At 62.0% G+C, this 15,831-nt stretch carries 16 protein-coding genes and 1 tRNA gene; all 17 read left to right on the top strand.

What is annotated here, in order from left to right:
* The first annotated feature begins 36 nt into the window (after positions 1-36).
* The 17 genes from I4X03_RS13550 to I4X03_RS13470 all read left to right on the top strand — a co-directional run bounded on the left by I4X03_RS13550 (position 37) and on the right by I4X03_RS13470 (position 15,824).
* Entirely contained in the window at positions 37-1,017 is a 981-nt protein-coding gene (locus I4X03_RS13550) for an NAD(P)H-quinone oxidoreductase (RefSeq protein ID WP_223468767.1), read from the top strand.
* Between the two features lie 95 nt (positions 1,018-1,112).
* Positions 1,113-1,868, top strand: a complete 756-nt coding sequence (tpiA, locus tag I4X03_RS13545) for a triose-phosphate isomerase (protein ID WP_223468766.1) — start codon at positions 1,113-1,115, stop codon at positions 1,866-1,868.
* Positions 1,869-1,896: 28 nt separating this feature from the next.
* A complete protein-coding gene (secG, locus tag I4X03_RS13540) occupies positions 1,897-2,361 on the top strand; it encodes a preprotein translocase subunit SecG (protein WP_223468765.1) in 465 nt (154 codons plus the stop codon).
* A gap of 140 nt (positions 2,362-2,501) precedes the next feature.
* Positions 2,502-2,586, top strand: a tRNA-Leu gene (locus tag I4X03_RS13535).
* A 157-nt stretch (positions 2,587-2,743) separates the two neighbouring features.
* A complete protein-coding gene (locus I4X03_RS13530) occupies positions 2,744-3,103 on the top strand; it encodes an NADH-quinone oxidoreductase subunit A (RefSeq protein WP_223468764.1) in 360 nt (119 codons plus the stop codon).
* 3 nt (positions 3,104-3,106) lie between these two features.
* Positions 3,107-3,583: a NuoB/complex I 20 kDa subunit family protein gene (locus I4X03_RS13525; protein ID WP_054263649.1), complete on the top strand. Its 477-nt coding sequence runs from the start codon at positions 3,107-3,109 to the stop codon at positions 3,581-3,583.
* 15 nt (positions 3,584-3,598) lie between these two features.
* Positions 3,599-4,192: an NADH-quinone oxidoreductase subunit C gene (locus I4X03_RS13520; RefSeq protein ID WP_223468763.1), complete on the top strand. Its 594-nt coding sequence runs from the start codon at positions 3,599-3,601 to the stop codon at positions 4,190-4,192.
* A complete protein-coding gene (locus I4X03_RS13515; RefSeq protein ID WP_223468762.1) occupies positions 4,192-5,445 on the top strand; it encodes an NADH-quinone oxidoreductase subunit D in 1,254 nt (417 codons plus the stop codon). The genes I4X03_RS13520 and I4X03_RS13515 overlap by 1 nt, the downstream gene beginning before the upstream one ends.
* A 35-nt stretch (positions 5,446-5,480) precedes the next feature.
* A complete protein-coding gene (gene nuoE / locus I4X03_RS13510) occupies positions 5,481-5,960 on the top strand; it encodes an NADH-quinone oxidoreductase subunit NuoE (protein ID WP_223468761.1) in 480 nt (159 codons plus the stop codon).
* Positions 5,957-7,252 carry an NADH-quinone oxidoreductase subunit NuoF gene (gene nuoF / locus I4X03_RS13505; RefSeq protein ID WP_223468760.1) on the top strand — a complete coding sequence of 432 codons (1,296 nt, stop codon included), beginning with the start codon at positions 5,957-5,959 and terminating at the stop codon, positions 7,250-7,252. The genes nuoE and nuoF overlap by 4 nt, the downstream gene beginning before the upstream one ends.
* Positions 7,253-7,267: 15 nt before the next feature.
* Positions 7,268-9,607, top strand: coding sequence for an NADH-quinone oxidoreductase subunit NuoG (nuoG, locus tag I4X03_RS13500; protein WP_223468759.1), 2,340 nt, complete (start codon positions 7,268-7,270; stop codon positions 9,605-9,607).
* Positions 9,607-10,686: an NADH-quinone oxidoreductase subunit NuoH gene (nuoH, locus tag I4X03_RS13495; RefSeq protein WP_223468758.1), complete on the top strand. Its 1,080-nt coding sequence runs from the start codon at positions 9,607-9,609 to the stop codon at positions 10,684-10,686. Before nuoG ends, nuoH begins: the two co-directional genes overlap by 1 nt.
* Before the next feature lie 12 nt (positions 10,687-10,698).
* Positions 10,699-11,187 (top strand): NADH-quinone oxidoreductase subunit NuoI, encoded by a 489-nt coding sequence (gene nuoI, locus I4X03_RS13490; protein WP_223468757.1) that lies wholly within the window; start codon positions 10,699-10,701, stop codon positions 11,185-11,187.
* Between the two features lie 24 nt (positions 11,188-11,211).
* Positions 11,212-11,886: an NADH-quinone oxidoreductase subunit J gene (locus I4X03_RS13485; protein ID WP_223468756.1), complete on the top strand. Its 675-nt coding sequence runs from the start codon at positions 11,212-11,214 to the stop codon at positions 11,884-11,886.
* Positions 11,883-12,191, top strand: a complete 309-nt coding sequence (gene nuoK / locus I4X03_RS13480) for an NADH-quinone oxidoreductase subunit NuoK (RefSeq protein WP_223468755.1) — start codon at positions 11,883-11,885, stop codon at positions 12,189-12,191. The genes I4X03_RS13485 and nuoK overlap by 4 nt, the downstream gene beginning before the upstream one ends.
* Before the next feature lie 35 nt (positions 12,192-12,226).
* Complete coding sequence (gene nuoL, locus I4X03_RS13475; RefSeq protein WP_223468754.1) at positions 12,227-14,302, top strand: NADH-quinone oxidoreductase subunit L; 2,076 nt, start codon at positions 12,227-12,229, stop codon at positions 14,300-14,302.
* Between the two features lie 22 nt (positions 14,303-14,324).
* Positions 14,325-15,824 carry an NADH-quinone oxidoreductase subunit M gene (locus I4X03_RS13470; protein WP_223468753.1) on the top strand — a complete coding sequence of 500 codons (1,500 nt, stop codon included), beginning with the start codon at positions 14,325-14,327 and terminating at the stop codon, positions 15,822-15,824.
* The last annotated feature ends 7 nt before the right edge of the window (positions 15,825-15,831 follow it).

The following is a 15,831-nucleotide window of genomic DNA, read 5'->3' as shown; positions in this document are numbered from 1 at the left end:
CTTACAATCGCTGTTTCCGACCAAGGAGCGATTCCCATGCGCGCAATTGAAATCACCCAGCCCGGCCCGCCCGACGTCCTGCAGCTGTGCGAACGTCCCCTTCCCGAGCTGAAGGCCGGCGAAGTGCTGATCAAGGTGCACGCGGCCGGCATCAACCGGCCCGACGTGCTGCAGCGCCTCGGCCATTATCCGGTGCCGCCCGGCGCCTCCGACCTGCCAGGCCTGGAAGTGGCCGGCGAGATCGTCGGCGGCGACCTCGATGGCAGCCCGTTCAAGATCGGCAGCATGGTATGCGCGCTGGTGCAGGGCGGTGGCTACGCGGAATATTGCGCGGCGCCCCTGCAGCAATGCCTGCCGATCCCGGCCGGCCTGACCCCGCTGGAGGCGGCCAGCCTGCCTGAAACGTTTTTCACCGTCTGGAGTAATGTGTTCGACCGCGCCGGACTGTCGGACGGACAGACCCTGCTGGTCCAGGGCGGCAGCTCCGGCATCGGCGTCACCGCCATCCAGATCGCCACCGCGCTGGGCCACCGGGTGTTCGCCACCGCCGGCAGCGACGAGAAATGCCGTGCCTGCGAGGAGCTGGGGGCCGAGCGGGGCATTAACTACCGCACCGAAGATTTCGTCGAGGTGGTCAAGGAGCTCACCGCGGGCAAGGGCGTCGATGTGATCCTCGACATGGTGGCCGGCGACTACGTGGCGCGCGAGATCGGCTGCCTGGCCGACGACGGCCGCATCGCCCTGATCGCGCTGCTCGGCGGCGCCAAGGCCAATGTCGACCTCGGCCAGGTGTTGCGCCGCCGCCTGAGCATCAGCGGGTCAACGCTGCGCCCGCGCCCGGTCGCCTTCAAGGCGGCGATCGCCTGGCGCCTGCAGGAAAAAGTCTGGCCGCTGATCGAGGAGGGCAAGATTCGCCCAGTCATTTTCAAGACCTTCCCGCTCGCCCAGGCCGCCCAGGCCCACACGCTGATGGAGTCGTCTACCCACGTTGGAAAGATTGTCTTGCAGCTAATTTGATACGCTTGCGCGCAGATTGGCGGTTCCCGCTGTCCATTGTTTGACCCACATAGGAACGGGGGTTAGAATAGCGGGTTATTTAGATCTGGGCTACTATGCGTCGCAAACTCGTCGTAGGTAATTGGAAGATGAACGGCAGCCGTGCCGCTAATGCCACCCTGTTGTCGGGCATTGTTAGCGGCTTCGACGCTGCCACGGCCGAAGCTGCCGTGTGCGCACCGGCGCCTTACCTGGCCCAGTGCGAAGCGGCGCTGGCCGGTTCGCCGATCGGCTGGGGCGCGCAGGATGTCTCGGCCCACGCCAGCGGCGCCTATACCGGCGAAGTGTCGGCACAGATGCTGGCCGACCTCGGTTGCCGCTATGTGATCGTCGGCCACTCGGAACGCCGCGCGTACCACGCCGAAAGCAGTGAACTCGTGGCCCAAAAGGCGGTCGCAGTCATTGCTGCGGGCATGACGCCGATCGTTTGCGTGGGCGAAACGCTCGATGAGCGCGAAGCAGGGCAGACCAGCGTGGTGGTGCGCAACCAGCTCGCCCAGGTGCTCGAGCGTCTCGATGCGGACGGCCTGGAAAAGATCGTCGTCGCCTACGAGCCGGTCTGGGCGATCGGCACTGGCCGCACGGCCACGCCGGAGATGGCCCAGGAAGTGCATGCGCGCTTGCGCGCGCAGTTGGCGGAAAAGAATGCAGTGGCGGCCGGCAAGGTGCAGATTTTGTACGGCGGCAGCATGAAACCCGATAACGCAAAAGAATTGATGGCGCAGCCTGATATCGATGGCGGCCTGATCGGTGGAGCAGCATTGAAGGCGGCGGATTTCCTCGCCATCATCCACGCAGCAACGAATACTTAAACTTAGTTAATCTTGGAATGGAATAGCAATGAACACCTTTTACAATCTGGTCGTCGTCGTGCAGGTTCTGTCGGCCCTGATCATCATCGGCCTCGTTCTGCTCCAGCACGGCAAGGGCGCCGACATGGGCGCCGCTTTCGGTTCGGGCGCCTCGGGCAGCCTGTTCGGCGCATCGGGTTCGTCCAACTTCATGTCGAAGTCGACCGGCGTCTTCGCCGCGATCTTCTTCAGCGCGACCCTGGCGCTGGCGTACTTCAGCAGCGACCGTGAAGTGGCCGTCGGCGGCGGCGTGATGGAGCGCGCAACGCCTGTCACTGGCCCGGCTGCGATTCCTTCGACCACCACCGCGCCTGCTGCGCCAGTGGACCCATCGCTGCCGACCGCGACCGCCCCTGAGGCAGCCGTTCCTGCGGCGCCAGTGGCGACTCCTGGCGCGGTCCCTGCAGCGCCGGCCCCAGCGCCGGCGGCCCCGGCGACCGAAGTGCCGAAGTAATCTGCCGGGTGGGTTGGCAGGCAGGGGCCTTCCTCGGGTCCTTGTCAAAAAAGCAGTCTAGTTTTTTTGTTTTTTCCTTGTTTTATCGCAAGTACGCATTGAACAGTAAGAGGTAACGCTGTAGAATAGCGGACTTCACTGCCGACGTGGTGAAATTGGTAGACACGCTATCTTGAGGGGGTAGTGGCGCAAGCTGTGCGAGTTCGAGTCTCGCCGTCGGCACCAGAATCCAGAAGCCAGCAAGGGCTGCGCCTTTGCTGGCTTTTTTACGGGATCAGACGTTCGGTCCTGGTCGCATGATCAGAAAGCCAGGATCGCGCGGTAGGGCGCTGCTTGCGAAGCAGTGGTTCATTAACCGATCGTTCAACAAAGGCTCATCTCCGTGAACCTCGAAAATTATTTCCCCGTCCTGTTGTTCATTCTTGTCGGCATCGGCGTCGGTGTCGTCCCCCAGGTACTCGGCTACCTGCTCGGCCCGAACAAGCCTGACACTGCAAAACTTTCCCCATACGAATGCGGCTTCGAAGCGTTCGAAGACGCACGCATGAAATTCGACGTCCGGTACTACCTGGTCGCGATCCTGTTTATTTTGTTTGATCTGGAAACGGCATTCTTCTTCCCATGGGGTGTCTCCATGAAAGAACTGGGCTGGCCCGGCTTCGTCACGATGATGATCTTCATCGCTGAATTCGTGGTTGGTTTTTGGTACATCTGGAAGAAAGGTGCCCTTGATTGGGAATAAGCCATGTCAATTGAAGGCGTATTAAACGAAGGTTTCATCACCACCACAGCCGACAAGCTGATCAACTGGGCGCGCACGGGTTCGATGTTCCCGATGACGTTCGGTCTGGCTTGCTGCGCGGTCGAGATGATGCACACGGGCGCGGCCCGTTACGATATGGACCGCTTCGGCGTGGTCTTCCGCCCATCGCCGCGCCAGTCGGACGTGATGATTGTCGCCGGCACGCTGTGCAACAAGATGGCGCCGGCGCTGCGCAAGGTCTACGACCAGATGCCGGAACCGCGCTGGGTGATCTCGATGGGCTCCTGCGCCAACGGCGGCGGCTACTACCACTATTCGTACTCGGTGGTGCGCGGTTGCGACCGCATCGTGCCGGTCGACGTGTATGTGCCTGGCTGTCCTCCAACCGCTGAGGCGCTGCTGTACGGCATCCTGCAGTTGCAGAACAAGATCAAGCGCACCAACACCATTGCTCGATAAGAAGCGGCTCCCATCATGACATCAAAACTCGAAACCCTCGAACGGGCGCTGCAGGCTGCGCTGGGCGAGGGCGCGGTTATTTCCAGCGCGCTCGGCGAACTGACCGTCGTCGTTCCGGCGGCCGGCTACCTGGCGGCGATGCAGACCCTGCGCGACGATCCGGCGCTGCAGTTCGATCAGCTGATCGACCTGTGCGGCGTCGATTATTCGACCTACGGCGAAGGCACGTGGGAAGGCCCGCGTTTCGCGGCCGTGTCGCACCTGCTGTCGATCGCCCACAACTGGCGCGTGCGCGTGCGCGCGTTCGCGCCGGACGACGAGATGCCGGTGTTCGCCTCGGTGACCGGCATCTGGCGTGCCGCCAACTGGTACGAGCGCGAAGCGTTCGACCTGTTCGGCATCCTGTTCGAAGGCCACAACGACCTGCGCCGCATCCTGACCGACTACGGCTTCATCGGCCATCCGTTCCGCAAGGACTTCCCGATCTCCGGCTATGTCGAAATGCGCTACGACCCCGAGCAGAAGCGCGTGATCTACCAACCCGTGACGATCGAGCCGCGTGAAATCATTCCGCGCGTGATCCGCGAAGAAACCTACGGGATGAAATAATGGCTGAGATTAAGAATTACACCCTGAACTTCGGTCCCCAGCACCCGGCCGCGCACGGCGTGCTGCGCCTGGTGCTCGAGCTCGACGGCGAAGTGATCCAGCGCGCCGATCCGCACATCGGCCTGCTGCACCGCGCCACCGAGAAGCTGGCCGAAACCCGCACCTACCTGCAGTCGGTGCCGTACATGGACCGCCTCGATTACGTGTCGATGATGTCCAACGAGCACGCCTACGTGATGGCCATCGAAAAGCTGCTCGGCATCGAGGTGCCGGTACGCGCGCAGTACATCCGCGTGATGTTCGACGAAATGACGCGCCTGCTGAACCACCTGATGTGGCTCGGCACGCACGCGCTCGACGTCGGCGCGATGGGCCCGTTCCTGTACGCGTTCCGCGACCGCGAAGATTTGTTCGACTGCTACGAAGCGGTGTCGGGGGCGCGCATGCACGCGGCCTACTACCGTCCGGGCGGCGTGTACCGCGACCTGCCCGACGCGATGCCAAAGCACAAGGCGTCGATCATCCGCAGCGCCAAGGCCATCGACGAGCTCAATGAAGCGCGCCAGGGCTCGCTGCTGGACTTCATCGACGATTTCACCAAGCGTTTCGTGACCTATGTCGACGAATACGAAACCCTGCTGACCGACAACCGGATCTGGAAACAGCGTACCGTCGGCATCGGCGTGGTCTCGCCGGAAGCGGCCAAGGCGATGGGCTTCACCGGCGCCATGCTGCGCGGTTCGGGCGTCGAATGGGACTTGCGCAAGATGCAGCCGTACGCCGTCTACGACAAGATGGACTTCGACATCCCGGTCGGCACCAATGGCGACTGCTATGACCGCTACCTGGTGCGCGTGGAAGAAATGCGCCAGTCGAACCGCATCATCAAGCAGGCATCGAGCTGGCTGCGCGCCAACCCGGGCCCGGTCATGGTCGACAACCACAAGGTGGCGCCGCCAAAGCGCACCGAGATGAAGTCGAACATGGAATCCTTGATTCACCACTTCAAGCTGTTTACCGAAGGCATGCACGTACCGCCAGGCGAAGTCTACGCGGCAGTCGAGCATCCGAAAGGCGAGATGGGCGTCTATATCGTCTCCGACGGCGCCAACAAGCCGTACCGCCTGAAGCTGCGCACGCCCGACTACGCCCACCTGCAGAGCCTTGACGAAATGGCGCGCGGCCACATGCTGGCAGACGCCGTCACCATCATCGGAACCCAGGACATCGTATTCGGCAGTATTGACAGGTGACGCTCGCGTCCGGTAAGCCCGAGAGAGAGAAATTTATGTTGTTATCAGAACAGTGCTACAAAAAGATCGACCGCGAGCTGGCCAAGTACCCGGCCGACCAGCGCCAGTCCGCCGTGATGGCCGCGCTGGCGCACGCGCAGGTGGAAACCAGCTGGCTGTCGCCGGAAGTGATGCAGGAAGTGGCCGACTACATCGGTATGCCTGCGATCGCCGTGCAGGAAGTGGCGACCTTCTACAACATGTACAACGTCAAGCCGGTCGGCAAGCACAAGATCACCGTGTGCACCAACCTGCCATGCGCGCTGTCGGGCGGCGAACGCGCCGGCAAGCGCCTGCAGGAAATGCTGGGCATCGGCTACCGCGAAACCACCCATGACGGCCAGTTCACGCTGGTGGAAGGCGAATGCATGGGCGCGTGCGGCGACGCACCGGTCATGATCGTTAACAACCACCGCATGTGCTCGTTCATGACCGACGACAAGATCGACGCACTGGTAGAGGAACTCAACAAATGACCAGCCTGCACGACCGTCACATCAATCCGCTGATCCTGAAGGATCTGAACGGCGACAACTGGGGCCTGAACGAGTACGTCAAGCGCGGCGGCTACAGCGCCTTGCGCCGTATCATCGAAGAAAAGATCACCCCGGAACAGATCATTGCCGACCTCAAGGCCTCGGGCCTGCGCGGCCGCGGCGGCGCCGGTTTCCCGACCGGCCTGAAGTGGAGCTTCATGCCGCGCCAGTACCCAGGCCAGAAATACCTCGTCTGCAATACCGACGAAGGCGAGCCGGGCACGTTCAAGGACCGCGACATCATTCGCTACAACCCGCATTCGCTGATCGAGGGCATGGCCATCGGCGCGTACGCGATGGGCATCACCGTCGGCTACAACTACATCCACGGCGAGATCTTCGAAGACTACCTGCGCTTCGAAGACGCGCTGGAAGAAGCGCGCGCGGCGGGCTTCCTGGGCGACAAGATCATGGGCAGCGATTTTTCCTTCCAGCTGCACGCGCATCACGGCTACGGCGCCTACATCTGCGGCGAAGAAACCGCGCTGCTGGAGTCGCTCGAAGGCAAGAAGGGACAGCCGCGCTTCAAGCCGCCGTTCCCGGCCTCGTTCGGCCTGTACGGCAAGCCGACCACGATCAACAACACCGAGACCTTCGCTGCCGTCCCGTTCATTTTGAACATGGGCGCAGAGAACTACCTCGGCCTGGGCAAGCCGAATAACGGCGGCACCAAGATCTTTTCGATCTCGGGCGACGTCGAGCGTCCAGGCAATTACGAAGTGCCACTGGGCACGCCATTCGCCAAGCTGATGGAGCTGGCCGGCGGCATGCGCGGCGGCAAAAAGATCAAGGCGGTCATTCCTGGCGGTTCGTCCGCGCCGGTGATCCGCGGCGAGGTCATGATGGACACCGATCTCGACTACGACGCGATCGCCAAGGCCGGCTCGATGCTCGGTTCGGGCGCCGTCATCGTCATGGACGAGACCCGCTGCATGGTCAAGTCGCTGCTGCGCCTGTCGTACTTCTATTACGAAGAATCGTGCGGCCAGTGCACGCCATGCCGCGAAGGCACGGGCTGGATGTACCGCATGGTCCACCGTATCGAGCACGGCCAGGGCCGCGCAGACGACCTGGACATGCTGAACTCGATCGCCGACAACATCCAGGGACGCACCATTTGCGCGCTGGGCGATGCGGCGGCGATGCCGGTACGCGCCATGATCAAGAACTTCCGCGAAGAATTTGAATATCACATCGAGCACAAGCATTGCCTCGTGCCGACTTATCTCTAAGGCCAGAGAACTCTCATGGTTGAAATTGAAATTGACGGTAAAAAGGTAGAAGTCCCACCAGGCAGCATGGTGATGGACGCGGCCAACAAGCTTGGCACCTACATCCCGCATTTTTGCTATCACAAGAAATTGTCGATCGCAGCGAACTGCCGCATGTGCCTGGTAGAAGTCGAGAAGGCCCCGAAGCCTTTGCCGGCTTGCGCCACGCCAGTCTCGGCAGGCATGATCGTGCGCTCGAACAGCGACAAGGCGGTGCAGGCACAGAAATCCGTGATGGAATTCCTGCTGATTAACCACCCGCTCGATTGCCCGATCTGCGACCAGGGCGGCGAATGCCAGCTGCAGGATCTGGCGGTCGGTTACGGCAAGTCCGGTTCGCGCTACGAAGAAGAAAAGCGCGTGGTGCCGCCGAAAGACGCCGGCCCCTTGATCTCGATGCAAGAGATGACCCGCTGCATCCACTGCACCCGTTGCGTACGTTTCGGCCAGGAAGTTGCCGGCGTGATGGAACTGGGCATGCTGGGCCGCGGCGAACACGCCGAAATCACCTCGTTCGTCGGCAAGACCGTCGACTCCGAAGTGTCGGGCAACATGATCGACCTGTGCCCGGTCGGCGCGCTGACCTCCAAGCCTTTCCGCTACAGCGCCCGTACCTGGGAACTGTCGCGCCGCAAGTCGGTCAGCCCGCACGATTCGCTCGGCACCAACCTGATCGTCCAGGTCAAGGGCGGCAAGGTCATGCGCGTACTGCCGCTGGAAAACGAAGCGATCAACGAATGCTGGATTTCGGACAAGGACCGCTTCTCGTACGAAGCGCTGGACAATGCCGAACGCCTGACCTCGCCAATGATCAAGCAGGGTGGTGAGTGGGCCGAGACCGACTGGCAGACCGCGCTGGAATACGTGGCCCATGGCCTGCGTAACATCAAGCACGAGCATGGCGCCGACGCCATCGCCGCTGTCGCGACCCCGCATTCGACCGTCGAAGAACTGACCCTGCTGGCCAAGGCCATGCGCGGCATCGGTTCGGAAAACATCGAGTTCCGCCTGCGCCAGACCGACTTCGCCAACGATGGCGCGGTCACCCCATGGCTGGGCATGCCGATCGCCGAGCTGTCGAACCTGTCGCGCGCCTTCGTGATCGGCTCGTTCCTGCGCAAGGATCACCCGCTGGTCGCCACGCGCCTGCGCGCCGCCGTCAAGAGCGGCGCCAAGCTGTCGATCCTGCACGCCTCCGACGACGAGCTGCTGATCCCGACCGCCAGCAAGATGATCGCCGCGCCGTCCGACTGGCTCGCAGCCCTGTCGGAAGTGGTCGCAGCCATCGCCGGCGCCAAAGGTATCGCGGCGCCAAATGGTTTCGAGAACGTACAAGCGTCCGATGCAGCCAAGGCCATCGCCGCCAGCCTGACCCAGACCAGCGCAGACCTGCCAGGCGCGATCCTGCTGGGTAACGCGGTCAGCCAGCACCCGCAAGCGTCGCAGTTGCACGCAGCGGCGCAGTGGATCGCCGAACAAACCGGCGCCAAGCTGGGTTACCTGGTGGACGCGGCCAATACGGTCGGCGGCTACCTGGCCGGCGCCTACAGCAAGAATGCAGCGCCAGTGTTCTCCACGCCGAAGAAAGCCTACGTGCTGCTGAACGCCGAGCCTGAGCTCGACAGCCACAACCCGCAGCAGGCCCGCGCCGCTCTGGAGGGCGCCGAGATGGTCGTTGCGATGTCGGCCTTCAAGCATGGCTTCGAGTACGCCGACGTGCTGCTGCCGATTTCGCCATTCAGCGAAACCTCGGGCACCTTCGTCAATTGCGAAGGGCGCGCCCAAAGCTTCAACGGCACCGTCAAGCCGCTCGGCGACACCCGTCCCGCGTGGAAAGTGCTGCGCGTGCTGGGCAACCTGCTGGGCCTGCAAGGCTTTGAGTACGACACCTCGGAAGCGATCCGCGACGAGCTGTTCGGCAAGGGCGTGACCGACCTGTCCGCCAAGCTGAGCAACACCGGCAAGGCCGCGCTGGCAGCAAGCGCGTTCGGCACGTCCGGCGCGCTGGAACGCATCACCGACGTACCGATCTACTTCGCCGACGCGATCGCGCGCCGTTCCGAACCACTGCTGCGCACCGCCGACGCCAACGCGCCGCTGGTCCAGCTGCCGCGCGCCCTGGCCGAGAAGCTGGGCGTCAAGGCGGGCGACACCGTCAAGGTGACGCAGGGTTCGGGCAGCGCCGTGCTGGTGGCAGGCATCGATGCCCGCCTGCCGGCCAACGCCGTCCGCGTCGCGACCGCGCACCACGCGACCGCCATGCTGGGCGCGCTGTTCGGTGCGATCCACGTTGAAAAAGCAGGGGAGGGTGCGTAATGGCGATGCCTGAATTCATTAACACCCTTACCACCACCGGCGAAGGCTTGCTGGGACCGGTATGGCCGCTGGCATGGACCATGATCAAGATCCTGTGCGTGCTGCTGCCGCTGATGGGCCTGGTTGCCTACGCGACCCTGTGGGAACGCAAGCTGATCGGCTGGATCCAGATCCGCGTCGGCCCGAACCGCGTCGGTCCGATGGGCCTGCTGCAGCCGATCGCCGATGCGCTCAAGCTGCTGTTCAAAGAGATCGTGGTGCCGACCAAGGCGGTATCGACCCTGTTCATCATCGGCCCGATCATGACGATCATGCCGGCGCTGGCGGCCTGGTCGGTCGTGCCTTTCGGCCCGGAAATCGTACTGGCCAATGTCAACGCCGGCTTGCTGCTGCTGATGGCGATCACCTCGATGGAGGTGTACGGCATCATCATCGCCGGCTGGGCGTCGAACTCGAAATACTCGTTCATGGGCGCGATGCGCGCCTCGGCGCAGATGATCTCGTACGAAATCCCGATGGGTTTCGCGCTGGTGGTCGTGCTGATGGTGTCGGGCAGCCTGAACTTCTCGGACATCGTGCTGGGCCAGCAAAAGGGCCAGTTCGCCGAGATGGGCTTGAACTTCCTGTCGTGGAACTGGCTGCCGCTGCTGCCGCTGTTCGTCGTCTACATCATTTCCGGCCTGGCCGAATGTAACCGCCACCCGTTCGACGTCGTCGAAGGCGAGTCCGAGATCGTCGCCGGCCACATGGTCGAGTACTCGGGCATGTCGTATGCGATGTTCATGCTGGCCGAATACGCCAACATGATCCTGATCGCGACGCTGGCCTCGATCATGTTCCTGGGCGGCTGGTCGGCACCGTTTGCTTTCCTCGAATTCGGCGCGCTGGGCGGCTTCTTCTGGCTGTTTGCGAAAGCCTTCTTCATCGTCTCGCTGTTCGTCTGGATTCGCGGCACCTTCCCGCGCTACCGCTACGACCAGATCATGCGCCTCGGCTGGAAAGTCTTCATTCCGCTCGTCCTGTTCTGGCTGGTGCTGGTCGCCGCCTGGATGCAGACGTCCTGGAATATTTGGAAGTAAGGAACAGGAATCATGGAACGACTTAAAGACTTTGTCAGCAGCATGATGCTGACCGAACTGTTCAAAGGGATGGCGCTGACGGGAAAGTACATGTTCTCGCGCAAAATCACTGTGCAGTATCCGGAAGAAAAGACCCCGATGTCGCCGCGTTTCCGCGGCCTGCACGCGCTGCGCCGCTACCCCAACGGGGAAGAGCGCTGCATCGCCTGCAAGCTGTGCGAAGCGGTGTGCCCGGCGATGGCGATCACCATCGAATCCGAGCAGCGCGACGACGGTTCGCGCCGCACCACGCGCTATGACATCGACCTGACCAAGTGCATCTTCTGCGGCTTCTGCGAAGAATCGTGCCCGGTCGACTCGATCGTCGAGACCCACGTGCTCGAGTACCACGGTGAAAAACGCGGCGACTTGTACTACACGAAGGAAATGCTGCTGGCGGTCGGTGACCGCTATGAAGCCGACATCGCCGCCGCCCGCGCCGCCGATGCGCCTTACCGTTAATCTGCAGGGCTACCAGGTTTAGTTATGGACTTTAAAACTGCTTTGTTCTACGTGTTCGCGGCCATCATGGTGATTGCCTCGACCCGCGTTATCACGGCCCGCAACCCGGTCACCGCGGCGCTGTTCCTGGTGCTGGCGTTCTTCAACGCCGCCGGCATCTGGATGCTGCTCAAGGCCGAGTTCCTGGCCATCGTGCTGGTGCTGGTCTACGTCGGCGCCGTGATGGTGCTGTTCCTGTTCGTGGTCATGATGTTGGACATCAACATGGACCGGATCCGGGAAGGCTTCTGGAGCCACCTGCCGCTGGCCTCGGCCATTGGCGCGGTGATCGTGCTGGAGATGGCGGCGGTGCTGTGGCGCGGCTTCCTTGGCTTCGAGCAGTCGCCGGAAGCGGTTGCGGCGAACATCGGCGGCACCAAGGAATTGGGCCTGCTGATCTACACGAAATATATTTATGGCTTTGAAATTGCCGCAGTGATCTTGCTTGTCGCAATGATCGCCGCAGTGTCGCTGACCCTGCGCAAGCGCAAGGACACCAAGGCCATCGATCCGGCCGACGCCGTACGCGTCAAGCGTAACGACCGCCTGCGCGTCGTCAAGATGAACGCGATCGACCAGCCGGCGCTCGACGCCGTCTCGAAAGCCGAAGCACTGGCTGCCGCCGAAGCCCAAGACGCCGCCGCCAAGGAGACAAAATGACCTTATCGCTCGCACACTACCTGGTCCTGGGCGCGATCCTGTTCGCGATCTCGATCGTCGGGATCTTCCTGAACCGTAAGAACATCATCGTCCTGCTGATGGCCATCGAACTGATGCTGCTGGCAGTGAACATGAACTTCATCGCCTTTTCGCATTACCTGGGCGACGCGTCGGGACAGATCTTCGTGTTCTTCATCCTGACCGTTGCAGCAGCAGAGTCGGCAATTGGCCTGGCGATCCTTGTGGTCTTGTTCCGTAACCTGGACACGATCAATGTGGAAGACCTCGACAGCCTCAAAGGCTAAGTTTTTAACCCAACAGATAACGAATAAGGTTCAATATGGCGGGGCAAATTCTTAACCCTAATCTCTTGCTGGCTATCCCCTTGGCGCCGCTGGTCGGCTCGCTGGTCGCCGGCTTGCTGGGTACTAAATTCCTGGGCAACGTGGTCGGCCGCAAGACGTCGCACACGGTCACCATCCTGGGTGTGCTGATCGCGCTGATCCTGTCGGTGCAGACGCTGATGGCGGTGCTCGACGGCGCCAGCTTCAACGGCACCATCTACAACTGGATGACGGTCGGTACCTTGAAGCTGGAAGTCGGCTTCCAGATCGACACCCTGTCGGCGATGATGATGTGCGTGGTGACGTTCGTGTCGCTGATGGTGCACATCTACACGATCGGCTACATGGCCGAGGATGAGGGCTACAACCGCTTCTTCTCGTACATCTCGCTGTTCACGTTCGCGATGCTGATGCTGGTCATGGCCAACAACTTCCTGCAGCTGTTCTTCGGCTGGGAAGCGGTGGGCCTGGTCTCTTACCTCCTGATCGGTTTCTGGTACACCCGCCCGACCGCGATCTTCGCCAACATGAAGGCGTTTCTGGTCAACCGCGTCGGCGACTTCGGCTTCATCCTCGGTATCGGCCTGCTGCTGGCCTACGCCGGCTCGATGAACTACCAGGAAGTGTTCGCGCAGAAGGAAGCGCTGGTCAGCGCGACGCTGCCGGGAACCGACTGGATGATCATCACGGTCGCCTGCATCTGCCTGTTCATCGGCGCGATGGGCAAGTCGGCCCAGTTCCCGCTGCACGTCTGGCTGCCTGACTCGATGGAAGGCCCGACCCCGATTTCGGCGCTGATCCACGCGGCGACCATGGTTACCGCGGGTATCTTCATGGTGGCGCGCATGTCGCCGCTGTTCGAACTGTCCGACACCGCGCTGTCCTTCGTGCTGGTAATCGGCTCGATCACCGCGCTGTTCATGGGCTTTTTGGGCATCATCCAGAACGACATCAAGCGCGTGGTCGCGTACTCGACCCTGTCGCAGCTGGGCTACATGACGGTGGCGCTGGGCGCCTCGGCTTACTCGGCCGCCGTGTTCCACCTGATGACGCACGCGTTCTTCAAGGCGCTGCTGTTCCTTGGCGCCGGCTCGGTCATCATCGGCATGCACCACGATCAGGACATCCGCAACATGGGCGGCCTGCGCAAGTACATGCCGATCACCTGGATCACCTCGCTGCTTGGTTCGCTGGCACTGATCGGCACCCCGTTCTTCTCGGGCTTCTACTCGAAGGATTCGATCATCGAAGCGGTCCACGCGACCAACCTGTGGGGTTCGGGCTTTGCCAACTTCGCCGTGCTGGCCGGCGTGTTCGTCACCGCGTTCTACTCGTTCCGCATGTACTTCCTGGTGTTCCACGGCGAAGAGCGTTTCGGCAAGCCGCACCACCATTCGGAAGGCCACGATTCGGACGGCCATCACGAAGAGGAATCGCACAGCGATTCCGCAAATGACGACCACCATCACCACGGCCTGGCGCCAGGGCAGAAGCCGCACGAGTCGCCGCTGGTGGTGACCCTGCCGCTGATCCTGCTGGCGATTCCTTCGGTGATCATCGGTTTCCTGACCATCGGCCCAATGCTGTTCGGCGACTTCTTCAAGGGCGTGATCTTCGTTGGCGACAACCACGTCGGCCTGAAAGAGCTGGCCGCCAACTGGCATGGCCCGGTCGCGATGGTGACCCACGGCCTGACGACCGCGCCGTTCTGGCTCGCGCTGTCCGGTGTCGCCGCCGCCTACTACTGCTACATGGTCAATCCGCGCGTTCCGGCATGGTTCTATGCCAAGGGCAAAGCGGTGCACACCCTGCTGGACAACAAGTACTACATGGACAAGTTCAACGATGTCGTCTTCGCCGGCGGTGCACGCCTGCTGGGCGGCGGCTTGTGGAAACACGGCGACCGCAACCTGATCGATGGCCTGCTGGTCAACGGTTCGGCCAAAGTGGTGGGCTGGTTCTCGTCGCTGGTCCGCGTACTGCAGACCGGTTACATCTACCACTACGCTTTCGTGATGATCCTCGGCGTGCTGGGGTTCCTGGTCTACTTCCTGCCGTTTTGGCACGCTTAACACGTCCAGCTAAGACAATAATATGATGCAGTCAACGATATCTTCCTTCCCTTACCTGAGCCTGGCGATCTGGCTCCCGGTCCTGTTTGGTGTACTGATCCTGGCCATCGGCCGCGATGAGCGCGCCGGCATGACCCGCTGGCTGGCGCTGGCCGGCGCCGTCATCAGCCTGCTGGCGACGTTCCCGCTGGTGTCGAATTTCGACAACGCCGCCCACGGCATGCAGTTCGTCGAAAGCGCGCCGTGGATCGGCCGCTTCAACATCTTCTACAGCCTCGGCATCGACGGCCTGTCGCTGTGGTTCGTGCCGCTGACGGCCTTCATCACCGTCATCGTCATCATCTCGGCATGGGAAGTGATCCAGCAGCGCGTGGCGCAGTACATGGGCGCGTTCCTGATCCTGTCGGGCCTGATGATCGGCGTGTTCTGCGCGATGGACGGCCTGCTGTTCTACTTCTTCTTCGAAGCGACCCTGATCCCGATGTACATCATCATCGGTATCTGGGGCGGCGACAACCGCATCTACGCATCGTTCAAGTTCTTCCTGTACACCTTCTTCGGCTCCTTGCTGACCTTGGTCGCGATCATCTACCTGTACAACGCAGCTGGCGGCAGCTTCGACATCCTCGAGTGGCACACACTGCCATTGACGATGAAAGAGCAGACCTTCATCTTCATCGCCTTCCTGGCGGCGTTCGCGGTCAAGGTGCCGATGTTCCCGGTCCACACCTGGCTGCCCGACGTCCACGTGGAAGCGCCTACCGGCGGCTCCGCGGTGCTGGCGGCGATCATGCTGAAACTCGGCGCCTACGGTTTCCTGCGCTTCTCGCTGCCGATCACGCCTGACGCATCGCATTCGATGGCGCCGTTCATCATCACCTTGTCGCTGATCGCCGTGATCTACATCGGCCTGGTGGCGCTGGTACAGAAGGACATGAAAAAGCTGGTCGCCTATTCGTCGATCGCGCACATGGGCTTCGTCACCCTCGGCTTCTTCATGTTCAACACCATGTCGCTGCAGGGCGGTATCGTCCAGATGATCTCGCACGGCTTCGTGTCGGGCGCGATGTTCCTGTGTATCGGCGTGCTGTACGACCAGATGCACTCGCGCCAGATCGCCGACTACGGCGGCGTTGTCAACCGCATGCCGAAGTTCGCTGCGTTCTTCGTGCTGTTCTCGATGGCTAACGCGGGCTTGCCGGCCACTTCCGGCTTCGTCGGCGAGTTCATGGTGATCCTGGGCGCGGTCGAGTACAACTTCTGGATCGGCATGCTGGCCGCGACGGCGCTGATCTTCGGCGCGGCGTATTCGCTGTGGATGGTCAAGCGCGTGGTATTCGGCGAAGTGGCCAACCCGCACGTGGCCGAGCTGGTCGACCTGAACCGCCGCGAGTTCTTCATGCTTGCCGTCCTGGCGATCGCCACCTTGTACATGGGCCTGTACCCGGCGCCATTTACCGACACGATGCAAACCTCGGTTGCGGACCTGCTCCAGCATGTCTCCGTATCGAAGCTTCCGTAAGAAATGA

Origin of the sequence: Massilia soli (genome assembly GCF_016809835.1) — a bacterium.
GTDB classification, from domain to species: Bacteria; Pseudomonadota; Gammaproteobacteria; order Burkholderiales; family Burkholderiaceae_D; genus Telluria_A; species Telluria_A soli.
Note: the sequence above shows the minus strand (reverse complement) of the source record. Positions and strands in the feature narration are given on the sequence as shown.

Excerpts from the sequence above, each read along its gene's own strand:
- I4X03_RS13550 (WP_223468767.1), top strand. The coding sequence starts at position 37 with ATGCGCGCAATTGAAATCACCCAGCCCGGCCCGCCCGACGTCCTGCAG.
- tpiA (WP_223468766.1), top strand. The coding sequence starts at position 1,113 with ATGCGTCGCAAACTCGTCGTAGGTAATTGGAAGATGAACGGCAGCCGT.
- secG (WP_223468765.1), top strand. The coding sequence starts at position 1,897 with ATGAACACCTTTTACAATCTGGTCGTCGTCGTGCAGGTTCTGTCGGCC.
- I4X03_RS13525 (WP_054263649.1), top strand. The coding sequence starts at position 3,107 with ATGTCAATTGAAGGCGTATTAAACGAAGGTTTCATCACCACCACAGCC.
- I4X03_RS13520 (WP_223468763.1), top strand. The coding sequence starts at position 3,599 with ATGACATCAAAACTCGAAACCCTCGAACGGGCGCTGCAGGCTGCGCTG.
- I4X03_RS13515 (WP_223468762.1), top strand. The coding sequence starts at position 4,192 with ATGGCTGAGATTAAGAATTACACCCTGAACTTCGGTCCCCAGCACCCG.
- nuoE (WP_223468761.1), top strand. The coding sequence starts at position 5,481 with ATGTTGTTATCAGAACAGTGCTACAAAAAGATCGACCGCGAGCTGGCC.
- nuoF (WP_223468760.1), top strand. The coding sequence starts at position 5,957 with ATGACCAGCCTGCACGACCGTCACATCAATCCGCTGATCCTGAAGGAT.
- nuoG (WP_223468759.1), top strand. The coding sequence starts at position 7,268 with ATGGTTGAAATTGAAATTGACGGTAAAAAGGTAGAAGTCCCACCAGGC.
- nuoH (WP_223468758.1), top strand. The coding sequence starts at position 9,607 with ATGGCGATGCCTGAATTCATTAACACCCTTACCACCACCGGCGAAGGC.
- nuoI (WP_223468757.1), top strand. The coding sequence starts at position 10,699 with ATGGAACGACTTAAAGACTTTGTCAGCAGCATGATGCTGACCGAACTG.
- I4X03_RS13485 (WP_223468756.1), top strand. The coding sequence starts at position 11,212 with ATGGACTTTAAAACTGCTTTGTTCTACGTGTTCGCGGCCATCATGGTG.
- nuoK (WP_223468755.1), top strand. The coding sequence starts at position 11,883 with ATGACCTTATCGCTCGCACACTACCTGGTCCTGGGCGCGATCCTGTTC.
- nuoL (WP_223468754.1), top strand. The coding sequence starts at position 12,227 with ATGGCGGGGCAAATTCTTAACCCTAATCTCTTGCTGGCTATCCCCTTG.
- I4X03_RS13470 (WP_223468753.1), top strand. The coding sequence starts at position 14,325 with ATGATGCAGTCAACGATATCTTCCTTCCCTTACCTGAGCCTGGCGATC.